The sequence below is a fragment of the Ketobacter sp. GenoA1 genome, assembly GCF_003671475.1.
In the GTDB taxonomy this organism is placed as follows: domain Bacteria; phylum Pseudomonadota; class Gammaproteobacteria; order Pseudomonadales; family Ketobacteraceae; genus Ketobacter.
The window spans coordinates 406,317-418,552 of the sequence record NZ_RCHM01000023.1 but is presented as its reverse complement, the minus strand read 5'-3'; the positions used below and the strand labels follow the sequence as shown (position 1 = coordinate 418,552).

General features: G+C 53.1%; 14 protein-coding genes. All 14 read left to right on the top strand.

Going from position 1 to position 12,236, the window contains the following annotated elements:
* The 14 genes from D9N13_RS10445 (at window position 1) to D9N13_RS10380 (ending at window position 12,093) form a co-directional block, all read left to right on the top strand.
* Window positions 1-1,188 (top strand): cupin domain-containing protein, encoded by a 1,188-nt coding sequence (locus D9N13_RS10445; RefSeq protein WP_290589158.1) that lies wholly within the window; start codon window positions 1-3, stop codon window positions 1,186-1,188.
* Between the two features lie 291 nt (window positions 1,189-1,479).
* Window positions 1,480-2,871 carry an ABC transporter substrate-binding protein gene (locus D9N13_RS10440; protein ID WP_290589155.1) on the top strand — a complete coding sequence of 464 codons (1,392 nt, stop codon included), beginning with the start codon at window positions 1,480-1,482 and terminating at the stop codon, window positions 2,869-2,871.
* A gap of 21 nt (window positions 2,872-2,892) precedes the next feature.
* Complete coding sequence (locus tag D9N13_RS10435; RefSeq protein ID WP_290589152.1) at window positions 2,893-3,807, top strand: ABC transporter permease; 915 nt, start codon at window positions 2,893-2,895, stop codon at window positions 3,805-3,807.
* Window positions 3,808-3,816: 9 nt separating this feature from the next.
* Entirely contained in the window at window positions 3,817-4,485 is a 669-nt protein-coding gene (locus D9N13_RS10430; RefSeq protein ID WP_290589149.1) for a hypothetical protein, read from the top strand.
* Window positions 4,482-5,330, top strand: a complete 849-nt coding sequence (locus tag D9N13_RS10425; RefSeq protein ID WP_290589146.1) for an ABC transporter ATP-binding protein — start codon at window positions 4,482-4,484, stop codon at window positions 5,328-5,330. Before D9N13_RS10430 ends, D9N13_RS10425 begins: the two co-directional genes overlap by 4 nt.
* Before the next feature lie 14 nt (window positions 5,331-5,344).
* The gene (locus D9N13_RS10420; RefSeq protein WP_290589143.1) at window positions 5,345-5,962 is read left to right on the top strand and encodes an SCO family protein; all 618 of its coding nucleotides are present in this window, start codon (window positions 5,345-5,347) and stop codon (window positions 5,960-5,962) included.
* Window positions 5,955-6,596: a c-type cytochrome gene (locus D9N13_RS10415; protein WP_290589140.1), complete on the top strand. Its 642-nt coding sequence runs from the start codon at window positions 5,955-5,957 to the stop codon at window positions 6,594-6,596. The genes D9N13_RS10420 and D9N13_RS10415 overlap by 8 nt, the downstream gene beginning before the upstream one ends.
* 71 nt (window positions 6,597-6,667) lie before the next feature.
* Window positions 6,668-7,429, top strand: coding sequence for a GntR family transcriptional regulator (locus tag D9N13_RS10410; protein WP_290589136.1), 762 nt, complete (start codon window positions 6,668-6,670; stop codon window positions 7,427-7,429).
* Window positions 7,429-9,162 carry a fumarate reductase/succinate dehydrogenase flavoprotein subunit gene (locus D9N13_RS10405; RefSeq protein WP_317622493.1) on the top strand — a complete coding sequence of 578 codons (1,734 nt, stop codon included), beginning with the start codon at window positions 7,429-7,431 and terminating at the stop codon, window positions 9,160-9,162. Before D9N13_RS10410 ends, D9N13_RS10405 begins: the two co-directional genes overlap by 1 nt.
* Window positions 9,163-9,181: 19 nt before the next feature.
* The gene (locus tag D9N13_RS10400) at window positions 9,182-9,415 is read left to right on the top strand and encodes a ferredoxin family protein (protein ID WP_290589130.1); all 234 of its coding nucleotides are present in this window, start codon (window positions 9,182-9,184) and stop codon (window positions 9,413-9,415) included.
* Window positions 9,416-9,423: 8 nt separating this feature from the next.
* On the top strand, window positions 9,424-10,374 hold the full coding sequence (locus D9N13_RS10395; RefSeq protein ID WP_290589127.1) for a HEAT repeat domain-containing protein: 951 nt from the start codon (window positions 9,424-9,426) through the stop codon (window positions 10,372-10,374).
* A gap of 55 nt (window positions 10,375-10,429) precedes the next feature.
* Complete coding sequence (gene fdxA / locus D9N13_RS10390) at window positions 10,430-10,759, top strand: ferredoxin FdxA (RefSeq protein ID WP_290589124.1); 330 nt, start codon at window positions 10,430-10,432, stop codon at window positions 10,757-10,759.
* Window positions 10,756-11,076, top strand: coding sequence for a gamma-butyrobetaine hydroxylase-like domain-containing protein (locus tag D9N13_RS10385; protein WP_290589121.1), 321 nt, complete (start codon window positions 10,756-10,758; stop codon window positions 11,074-11,076). The genes fdxA and D9N13_RS10385 overlap by 4 nt, the downstream gene beginning before the upstream one ends.
* Before the next feature lie 12 nt (window positions 11,077-11,088).
* Window positions 11,089-12,093 (top strand): YeiH family protein, encoded by a 1,005-nt coding sequence (locus D9N13_RS10380; protein WP_290589118.1) that lies wholly within the window; start codon window positions 11,089-11,091, stop codon window positions 12,091-12,093.
* Window positions 12,094-12,236 lie beyond the last annotated feature (143 nt).

Here is a 12,236-nt window from a genome sequence, read left to right as displayed (position 1 = left end):
ATGGCATCCAAACCCCTGCCCATTCTGGGCGGTCGATCAGCGGAGTTGTTTTTGTCAGAGTACTGGCAACGGCAGCCCATGCTGGTACGGGGCGCGTTTGTGGATATAGAGAACATCATCGAGCCGGAGGAACTGGCGGGGTTTTCACTGGATGACACGGTGGAATCCCGTATTATCCTGGAGCGCAGCCCCGTTGACTGGGAACTACGGCACGGCCCATTCAACCAAAAAACGTTTAAGAACTTACCCAAGACACACTGGACTTTATTAGTACAGGCATTGGACCACCAGGTACCCGCCATTTCCGATTTGCTGGAAGCCTTTAATTTCATACCCAACTGGCGCATCGACGACGTGATGGCAAGCTTTGCTCCCAAAGGTGGCAGTGTTGGCCCGCACTATGATTTTTATGACGTGTTTCTGATTCAGGCCCATGGCCAAAGACGTTGGCAGGTGGGCCAAACCTGCACCGAGGAAACCGCCATTGTGCCCAACCTGCCGGTACGCATACTGCAGGAATTTCAACCTGAACAGGAATGGGTGCTGAATCCCGGCGATATGCTGTACTTGCCGCCGGGCATTGCCCACTATGGTGTAGCCGAAAATGAGTGCATCACTCTTTCGGTGGGTTTTCGTGCCCCCAGTGAGCATGAGATCATCAATGAATTCGTGCACTATTTACTGGCAACACCTAATGAAGGTCAGCGTTATTCAGACCCTGACCTTACTGTGCAGGGAAATCCCGGATGGCTTGCGCCTGCCGCCATCGAAAAAGTTGCCGAGACATTACACAGGCTGGTTTCTGACCGTGAGAAAATCGGCCTGTGGATGGGTGAGTACCTCTCACAAACCAAGTACGATCAAAACCCTGAACCCCCGGAAGAAGATTACGACACCACCGAAGTGCTGGATCTGCTGCACCAAAATCTGTCTGTGCGGCGGGAAGAATCCAGCCGCTTTGTGTATACCGGAGACCAGAATCACCCCAAGGGTCTGTTTATTAACGGATCGAAACTGGAATTTCACCCCTTCACCCAACAGATGATTCTTTTTCTGTGCAAGAGCCGTCACTACAATCCAGCTAAGCTGGTGATGTTCTGCGAAGCACCGGTCAACCTGCGTTTTCTCACCCAATTATTAAATATGGGTGTACTGTATTTCGAAGAAGAAACCTACCAGGAAGCCTGACACAAGGCTTCATCTTGTATTAAAGTCGCCGCCGTGCCTGATCCATCACGACCCAAGAAAGGCATTGCACTGCACGTGAGCAGTGCGCAATTCAAAACTCCGCGGCACCCTGACCAGGCTTAGAACCTCCCCGCACCTCAGCGTTTTTACTTTTATATTTCAACACTTTAACAAGCACAAGAACAGAAAAAACCAGTCTATGGCACGGAAACTGCGTTAGTTATGGCATGTGGTTATAACTAGTTAATACAAGTTTCAATAATCAGATTACACCATCGCCGGGGGGCCATCATGAAACTGAAAACCAAGTTCTTCTCCACATTAACCTGCGCCATGCTTGCAACCGCATCCGTTCACGCAGAAGACATCCGTATAGCCATTGGTCATCAGAGTATGTGTACCGATACCTATACGGCTGGCATCGTCGTCAAGGAACTCAAACTGTTGGAAAAGTATTTACCCAAAGACGGCAAATACAAAGATGCCGAATACGACATCAGTTGGAGTGATTATTCTTCAGGAGGCCCCATCACCAACCAGATGATGGCCAACAAACTGAACATCGGGGTAATGGGTGACTATCCCCTTATCGTCAACGGCGCCAAATTCCAACAGACTGATTCACTGCGCACAAAGTACATTGCCGGCACCGGCTACAATCTAAAAGGCAGCGGCAACGCCATCGTGGTTCCGGTTGATTCCGACGTATACAGCATTGAACAATTGAAAGGAAAGGACGTTTCCGTCCCGGTGGGCAGTGCGGCCTGGGGAATGCTGTTGAAAGCCATGCAGGATAACGGCATACCCAGCGCCGAGTATGGTTTGAAAAATCAGAGCCCTGCCGTGGGTGCCGCCAATATTGCCGCCGGTAAAATTGACGCCCACTCCGATTTCTGCCCCTGGTCCGAATTAATGGAATTCAGAGGCACCGGGCGCAAAATCTACGATGGCAGCGAAACCGGCGTGCCTTATCTGCATGGTGTGGTGGTACGTGAAGATTTTGCCGAGCAATACCCTGAGGTGGTCACCGCCTTTCTGAAAGCAGTCTATGAGGCTGGAGAATGGATTCGCAAAGATCCCGTTGCCGCCGTGGACCTGATGGAGAAGTGGACCGGCGTGGAGAAGGAGGTGCTGTATATCTACTTCTCGAAAGGCGGACACCTGACTCTGGATCCGACGATCAAACCCAAGTGGATCGAAGCCCTGAAAACAGACCACGGTGTCCTGGTAAAAGAAAAAGCCATTCCACCATTGGATTTCGACGAATGGATCACTGAAAGCTACATCAAGGCAGCCTACCGGGATTTGGGTAAGGACTATGACAAAGAAAAGAATGACATCGTCGATCCCGCAGTGGCGAATGCTAACCTGCCCATGGAGATCTGGCATGCCCGGGATGGCATATCCACCTACCAAACACTGCCGGAATTTCTCAGTGCCCTCAGTGAGCTGCAACAGACCGGTGCCAAGCTGAATGCAACCTACGTCTACGACAAAACCACCGGTCTGAAACTGTTTGGTAAAACGGCCTTTTTTGTAAAAACCGCCGACGGTTATGCCACCTTCCTGCGTAAGCCCGATGCGGACGCCTATGCCAGTAAAATGAAGGGCTCCGTAATGGGGTTGGACGATGCCGTCGCTGGCCTGGGCACCTCTGACAGCAATCTGGTTGCAGCGCAATAAACCGGGGAGAGTGAACTTAACATGAGTTACGCACTGGCCAAAAGCAAAGCAGACAGCAAGGTACCGGAAAACACCCCGGTACCAGCAACCTCTCCATCCGCCGCAGAACCGGTTTCGGTAAGCAACAACGAACTGCTGGCAGCCCGGGTGTCCCGGGCTGTTAACAGCGGACAGGCGCAGAGTATCGCAGTCGGTGTACTATCCCTGTGTGTTGGTATTTTGTTGTGGCATTTGGCGACCTTATACAATTTCAATTTCTTTATTAATTTCGAAAACATCCCGTCTCCGGTAAAAGTGGCCAATGCCTTTTTCGTGCACTTAACGGAGCCGGTATTCTATACCCATATACTGGTCAGCATCCGCCGCATACTAATTGCCTATGGCCTGGCTGTATTGCTGGGAGTCGTCACCGGTCTGTTGGTGGGACGTTCCCGCCTGGCCCGCGCCGCTGTGTTACCCTACATAGAAGTCATCCGCCCTATTCCGGCGGTTGCCTGGATTCCATTGGCCATCCTCATGTGGCCCACCGAAGAATCGTCCATCATCTACATCACGTTCCTGGGCGCTCTGTTTCCCATCATTCTGAACACCATCCATGGTGTCGAGCAAACACCAGAAGTCATGATCAGAGCTGCCCTGTCATTGGGCGCCAACAAATTACAGGTGTTCTGGCATGTAGTGTTGCCGGCGGCCATGCCCAGCATCGCCACCGGACTGGCGATCGGTATGGGGGTCAGCTGGTTCTCGTTACTGGCAGGTGAAATCATCTCCGGACAATATGGCATCGGCTATTTCACCTGGGATGCTTACTCACTGATTAACTATCCCGATATTGTGGTTGGCATGCTGGTCATTGGTGGGCTCGGTACCCTTTCCACCTATCTGATCCGAATCGCTACCCGTCCAGCCCTGCGCTGGAAGCAAATGCAACGATGAGCTGGCGCCATGTTGAATCGAATCACCTATATCGCCCGCACCATTCGCAACAACCAATGGCGATGGCTGGCCATTACCTTGGGCACGGTTGTGATCTACTACGCCATCCTGATGGCAAGCCTGGTGCTTCGATTTGGCAATCTACCCAACTATATAAACCTGTATGAGTGGTGGCAGAACGTGTTGCGAATTATTGAATCCACACCCTCAATCAAAGACAGCATCAAGATTATTCAGGACGAATGGTTATTGGAGATTGGATACATGAACTATGAATTTGGATTGGGTATTTCCGAATGGAGCCTGTTCATTGTTCCCGTCAAGGTACTGGGTGTCACGCTGTTGGGTGCACTGATCGCCACCAACTATCTTTTGATTCACAGGACACCTGCCTGCGCCCGTTCATCACTGTCGAGCCGATCCTCCGACACCGCCACCGGACTCGGTGCCGGTCTGGTGGCCATTGCTTCGGTAACACTGTCCTGGGTGGTGTGCTGCTCAACGCCAACCTGGGTTGTGGGGCTGGCAATGCTGGGGTTGGGCGCCAGCACAGCCTTGTGGCTGGAACCACTGGGCAGCTGGCTCAATGGGATCGGTTTTATCATTTTACTGGTGGTCTGCTACGTTTCTGCCAAACCACTGACTTATGATCATCAGCGCCTGGAGGAACTCTCGTGAATACCAGCGTGGTATCAATTCAGCAAACCCTCATGCACAAACAGAGTTCGAAAGAACGCGGCCATGTCGTCATTGATTCAGTGGGCATCAGTTTTGGTGAAGGTGAGAGCAAAAACATCGCCGTACGCGAAACCAGTCTCAATATAAAACCCGGTGAGTTCGTGTGCATTCTGGGCCCATCGGGGTGTGGAAAATCCACCCTGCTGAATGCCGTTGCCGGCTACATCAACCCCTCCACCGGTCGGGTTCTGGTGGACGATGTGGAAATCCTGAACCCTGGTCCTGATCGCGGCATGGTATTCCAGCAATACTCACTGTTGCCCTGGAAAACAGTGCTCGACAACATCGCCTTCGGGCCCCGTTTGGCCGGCCACAGCGCGGCCGAATGCAATTCCATTGCCCGCACATTTCTGGCCATGATCGGCCTCAGTAAAATGGAAAGGCGATTTCCCGGTGAACTGTCCGGGGGTATGCAACAAAGGGTAGGCATTGCCCGAGCGTTGGCCAACTATCCCAGTGTTCTGTTGATGGACGAGCCGTTTGGTGCGCTGGATGCGCAAACCCGGTTAATGATGCAGGAAAGCCTGCTCGACATATGGTCGGAGTTCGGCACTACCGTTTTGTTTGTGACCCATGATGTGGATGAAGCCATCTTTCTGGCCGACAGAATTCTGATCATGAGCGCCAGTCCAGGTACAGTCATAGCGGATCTAAAAGTGAATCTGGAGCGGCCCCGGACACAGGAGATGGCGACATCAGAACCGTTTGTGTCATTGAAACGGGAATGCCTGCGCTACATCCGCTCGGAGAGCATGAAGGCCTTTGAGCAGCGGGAGTGTGAATAATGGCATCGCCCTGGATGAAGTTGCCAACCGTTCCGCTGCTGTTAATGGCTTTGCTGCTGACGGCAACCCATACACGGGCCGCCAACGAAGAATTCACGCAGCGGGAACCCACAGCAATTGCAGACTTTGAACTCTCGGATCAGTCAGGCGCGGCCTTTGGTCTGGAACAGTTGAAAGGCCAATGGACCATGCTGGTATTGGGCTTTACCAGCTGCCCCGATGTCTGCCCCATGACATTAATGCGGCTGGAAGCCATCCGGGCACAGTTGGGATTGAAGATGATGCCAGACAGCATTCCTGAGATCGTATTTGTTGCCGTCGATCCGGATCGCGATCAAACCATACTGAAAGATTACCTGGCGCACTTCCATCCGGAGTACATTGGCCTAACCGGTGACCACAGCGAGCTAAAGAAACTGGTGGAAAGCATCGATGGTATGTATCGCATCGAAAAACGTTATCCCGGTGAAGTCAATTATACGGTCAAGCACAGCGCCGGTGTTGCGCTAATCAACCCTGAAGGTGAATGGATAGCAACCCTGAACCCGCCTTTTCATTCTCATCGCACCAGTGAATTTCTCGTACAGGTGATCCGACATGACAACGCCAGCCAGCATGCTCGCAATGAATAGGACAAGCCCGGCACTGCTGCTGGTGATCGGTGTCAGCATGCAGACAGCAGAAGCAGGCATGATTGATAAGGAAGGCATGGCGCCATGGGAAATCTGTGGTTTGTGCCACGGTTTGGATGGTAACAGTCACATGCCCCGGTTTCCGAAACTGGCGGCACAGAAAGCGACCTATATAGAGGCCCAGTTCAATGCCTTCCGGCAGGGAGCAAGGACCAACGACGGTGGACAAATGCAGGCCATCACCGAAGAGGTTAAGCCTGAGGACATTGCCGCCATAGCCCAGCATTTTGCCCAACAGGCTGCGCCAGAACCAGTAGATAGGCTAATGCATGAAAACCAACAGGACGCGGATCTGCTGCAACTGGGCAAATCACTCTACACCTCTGGCAGAGCGGGTTTGCCGGCCTGCACCACTTGCCACAATGCAGAACGCCCGGATACACCATGGCTCGATGCGCAACATGAAGACTATTTGAACAAGCAACTTGATGATTTTCGTGAAGGCAGTCGCCACAGCGGTTCCCAAAACGTAATGCAGGACATTGCCGATTCACTTACCAGGCAAGAGCAGAAAGCCGTGACCCACTATCTTTCCCGCTCTGCCTTGAGAGCACAGGAAAACCTTCAGGACTGACGAAGAGGGAGATTAAAGCCCATGATTTTTTCTAACTTGTTATGACATGTTATTACCAACGGGATGAGAACATGAAAGATAACGCGATGCCACACCAACCGCTGTACCTTCAGATTAAAGATACGCTGAAGAAGCAAATTCTGGAAGGCAAATACGCTCCGTACCAGAAGATGCCATCGGAAAGCGAGCTGATGAACAGCTTCAGTGTCAGCCGAATCACGGTTCGCCAGGCACTGCGGGATCTGCACAGGGAAGGGCTGATATTCACCACGCAGGGCAAAGGCACCTTCGCCAGCAAACCCAAGGCCATGCAGGAAGTTCAGCACCTTGAAGGCTTTGAAGAGGCCATGAACTCGAAGGGCTATGAAACCTCTGCTCAGTTAGTAAGTATACGCGAGATCATGCCCAACAAGGATGTGCAGGACAAGCTCAATATTCACGCCCGGGATGGCGCAGTGGAAGTCATCCGGGTCCGTTACCTGAACCGGGAACCCATTTCAGTGGACACCTCGTTCTTTCCCATGCAGGTAGGCCGCCATCTCTTCTCGCGGGATCTTGGCCGCGACATTTTCCCTCTGTTGGAAAACGAATTGAATATACCGCTGGGTCGAGCGGATATCAGCCTCGAAGCACGGCCGGCAGATGCCAATATAGCCAAGCTGCTGCAGATGGAAACCGGTGAACCCATTATGTGGGTACAACGGCTCACCCACGACATTCACAGCAACCCCGTGGACTATGAGTACCTGGCATTCCGCGGCGACTCGTACAAATACCATTTCCATGTAGAACGTGAACGCACTCGAACATCAGGCAAGCAAGGGGGCCAATGATGACTCAACTGGATGATATCACCGTAAAAGACGTAGACGTTTTGGTAATTGGCGGAGGTACCGCCGGCCCCATGGCCGCCATTACGGCAAAAGAAAAGGATCCTTCCGCATCCGTTATGCTGTTGGAGAAAGCCAATGTAAAACGGTCCGGCGCCATCAGCATGGGTATGGATGGGTTGAACAACGCAGTCATACCCGGACATGCCACACCAGAGCAGTACACCAAGGAGATCACCATCGCCAATGACGGCATCGTTTTGCAGAAAGGCGTAATGGAATACGCTGAACGTTCCTTTGACATGATCCAGAAACTCGACAACTGGGGCGTGTATTTCCAAAAGGATGAAACCGGTGAATACGATGTCAAAAAGGTACACCACCTGGGCACCTATGTGCTGCCCATGCCTGAAGGACACAATATCAAAAAGATACTGTACCGGCGCCTGCGCCGCAATCGGGTGCAAGTGGAAAATCGCTATCAGGCCATTCGCCTGATGAAAGATGAAAGCGGCGCGGTGAGTGGTTGTATTGCGTTGGGCACCCGCGATGCGGAGGTGATCGTGATCCGGGCCAAGGCCGTTGTACTGTGCACCGGTGCTGCTGGCAGAATCGGTCTGCCCGCCTCTGGCTATCTTTATGGCACCTATGAAAATCCCACCAACTGTGGTGACGGACACTCCATGGCGTACCATGTAGGCGCCGAGCTTTCCGGTCTGGAATGCTATCAGATCAACCCGTTGCTGAAAGATTACAACGGCCCCGCCTGCGCTTATGTCACCGGTCCACTGGGTGGCTATACCGCCAACGCCAATGGTGACCGCTTTATAGAGTGTGATTACTGGAGCGGTCAAATGATGATGGAGTTCTATAACGAACTGCAAAGTGGCAATGGGCCGGTCTTCCTGAAGCTGGATCACCTGGCCGAAGAAACCATCCAGGAAATCGAAGACGTCCTGCACACCAATGAACGCCCCAGTCGTGGCCGTTTTCATGATGGCCGGGGTAACGATTACCGTACCAAAATGGTGGAAATGCACATATCGGAAATCGGGTTCTGTGCCGGACACTCGGCTTCCGGTGTCTGGATCAACGAAAAAGGTGAAACCACAGTGCCCGGTTTGTATGGCGCAGGGGATATGGCTTCCATCCCACACAGCTACATGTTGGGTGCCTTTGTATATGGTGATATCTGTGGGGCAAATGCGGTGGAGTTCGCCAAGCACCGGGATCTGCCCACGCTGGATGAAACGTTCATCCTGCGCGAGAAGCAACGTATTCTCGCCCCGCTGAAACGTAGCGATGGTATCCCCCCTAATCAGTTTGAATACAAACTGCGGCGCTTCGTAAACGACTATCTGCAACCGCCCAAAATCACCAAGAAAATGGACATTGGTCTACAGCGATTGAAGGACATGGAGCAGGATATTGAGTTCCTGTATGCCCGTGATCCCCATGAACTTCTGCGCGCCAACGAAGCACAACATGTGTATGACTGCGCATTAATGGCAGCCCACGCTTCCATGTACCGGCAAGAGAGTCGTTGGGGTCTGTATCACCACTACGTGGATTATCCGCAAACCAATAACGACGACTGGTTTTGTCACGTTCAATTATACAAATCAGAAGACAATCAAATGGCCTGCAAGAAACGCCCGATTGATCCTTATGTGGTTGAACTGGATGAAGAAGAAAAGACTGCCTATCAGAAGATGCGTATTCAGCAAGTAAGTTAATCCAACAGGAGATTTTCCAATGCCAACAGCTACCCAGATATCCATGGTCCCCGTGGTGGTGGATAACGAAAAATGTATTGCCGACAAAGGCTGCCGGACCTGCATTGATGTGTGTCCACTGGATGTCCTGTGGATCGACGAGAAAACCGGCAAAGCTCACATGCGCTATGATGAATGCTGGTACTGCATGCCCTGTGAGGCGGATTGCCCCACTGACGCAGTAACCGTCAACATCCCCTACCTGCTGCGATGAGGTGAGTTATGACTGCTTATTCTGATCCCATTTTGGAATCCATTGCCCAACGCTTGCAGGACAGCGATGCCGGCATTCGCCGGGTCGCTGTTATGGACCTGGTGGACAGCGTGGATGAAGAAGGTGTGGAACTGCTGCTACAGGCGCTTTCCGACGAAGATGAAATGGTGCGCCTGGAGGCGGCCAGAGTGATTGATGAATTTGATCCGGCGGACATGATGGACGCATTGGTTGATGCACTCAATGCGCCGGATCGCAATGTGCGCAACGCCGCCGCCAAAGCCCTGGCCGACCTCAAAGATCCGGAGGCCGCCCCGGCACTGATCGCGGCGTTGAAAACCGATGACGCCTTTGTGCTGGCCTCGATCCTGCGCTCACTGAAACAACTGTGCATCAAAGACGCCCGCCCCTATGCCATTGAATTGCTGGGTCACGAAGATCCCGGTGTACGGCGCGAGGCGGTAGGTGTATTGGGTTATCTGCAGGAAGAAGAAAACCTGCCGCAACTCAAGGCAGTGGCCAAATCGGACGCTGATGCGGAAGTACGCCGCAGTGCCGTGGGGGCCTTAGTTTACGCCTCTCCGGAAAAGGTCGCCGATACATTGATTAGCGCAGTCTCCGATGAACACTGGCAGGTGCGGTGTGAAGCGATTCGCAGCCTGGGCCGGCTGAAAGTATGCGAGGCCAAAACGGCCCTGATTGCTGCCATAGAGGATAAGCGTTGGCAGGTACAGGAAAAGGCCGCAGAAGCCATTGGCATGGTGGGGGCCATCGAAGGTATTCCGGCGCTGGGAAGCTGCATCGACAACCCCATCAGCAATTTGCGCAAAACCGCCGTGGCGGCGCTGGGGGAGCTGGCCCATGAAGACGGACTGCCCTTTATTCGCCGAGCCCTGGACGACAACGATCCTGACGTGCGCAAACTGGCACGCTGGGCGCTGGAACGCACCGGGGCCTGAGCCGGAGCACTGCCTGAATAAAAGCTGAAAGTAATACGTGCCATAGGAGAACCCCATGACCTTTGTGGTAACTGAACAATGTATCCGCTGCAAGTACACCGACTGCGTGGAAGTCTGCCCCGTTGACTGTTTTCATGAGGGCCCGAATTTCCTGGTGATCGATCCCGAAGAGTGTATCGATTGTGCACTGTGTGTGCCTGAATGTCCGGTGGAAGCCATCTTTGATGAATCCGACCTGCCTCCGGACATGGAAGAATACATTGAACTGAACGCGAAACTGGCACAGGACTGGCCTGTCATCGACAGCAAAAGCCCCCCGCTGCCGGAAGCAGAAGAGTGGGCGGATCTACCCAACAAACGTGATCAACTGATTGAGCATCTATGACGGATAATAGCCTTCACCCCATTGACATAACATTGCATAAAGCCAGCGCCGAGCTGGACATCAGCTGGGCCGATGGCAGTGCCACACGGTTGTCCGGAGCAATGCTGCGCCAATTCTGTGCCTGCTCCGGCTGCCGGGCCCGCAACCTTATTGGTACACGCCTGATCACTGACAACACGGCTATCGCCGATGTGCAAATGGCCGGCATTGCCGGCCTGCAAATCATCTTCGGTGACGGTCATGATCGCGGCGTGTTTCCCTGGGCTTATCTGCGTGCCATCGAAGCAGGCACAGCCCTTCAACACCTGGATTCCTGATCAAGTGCTGCGATGATAAAACATCAACTTGGCGATGCCCGCAGTCTGACATTAGCCCTTCTGCCCGGCATCCTGTTCTGCCTGGTTGTCGTCTTTGCGGCTCATCATATCAGCGAGCACTATGGCAGCCCTTTGATACTGACCACTGTACTGCTGGGCATGGCCTTCAACAACATCATCAAACACCCCGACTTCAAACCCGGCCTGGACTACACCGCCACCACCATCCTCAGAGTGGGTGTGGCCCTGCTGGGTATACGCATCACCTTTGAGCAAATCGGCAGCTTGGGTACGTTGCCTTTGCTGCTGGTAATGGCGGCGGTGGCAGGCACATTGTTGTTCAGCCTGAGTGTGGGTAAATTGCTGAAGGTGGATACGCCCATGTCATTGCTGGCAGGCATTGCCGTTGCGATTTGTGGGGTATCAGCGGCCATGGCACTGCTTGCGATTCTACCCGCCAGACGACTGGCCACATCTCAGGTTGCCTGCACCTTAATGGGGGTCACCTGCATCAGCACCCTGGCCATGATTCTGTACCCCGCCCTTATCACCAAATTGGGCATGCCAGCAGACGCCATGGGCTTATTCCTGGGCACCACCATTCACGATGTCGCCCAGGCCATCGGCGCCGGCGAGATGATTTCACCGGCGGTTGCGGAGGCTGCCATCTACACCAAAATGCTGCGGGTATCACTACTGGTTCCAGTGTTGATGCTGGTGAGTTTCGTCATCAACAAAGACAGCGCAAGCGGTACCTCCCTGCTGCAACGCTGCCCGCTGTTTTTACTTGCGTTTGTGGTCATTCTGTTGGCAAACAATCTCTTTACCCTGCCCCCCACGCTCACTTCCGGCATGGGGTCGCTATCGCAGTTTTGCCTGCTGATGGCCATGGCGGCGCTGGGTACCCGCACCAACCTGCTGGATCTGCTGACCATCGACAAGAAACCACTCACGCTGGTGCTGCTGAATACCCTGTTCATCGCAGCACTGTCTTTTCTGATCATCACTCAGTCTTGATATGACGCGCCCTTTGACCCGGGGTCACCTGCTGTAGTTTTTCAGCGCGGCCCCGGTACACACTTGTACTAGTTGTTCTAAACTGAAGCATCAACACGGCCCCCATAGCGTGCACGATAAAAATAAGATTGCCTTTTTTTAAC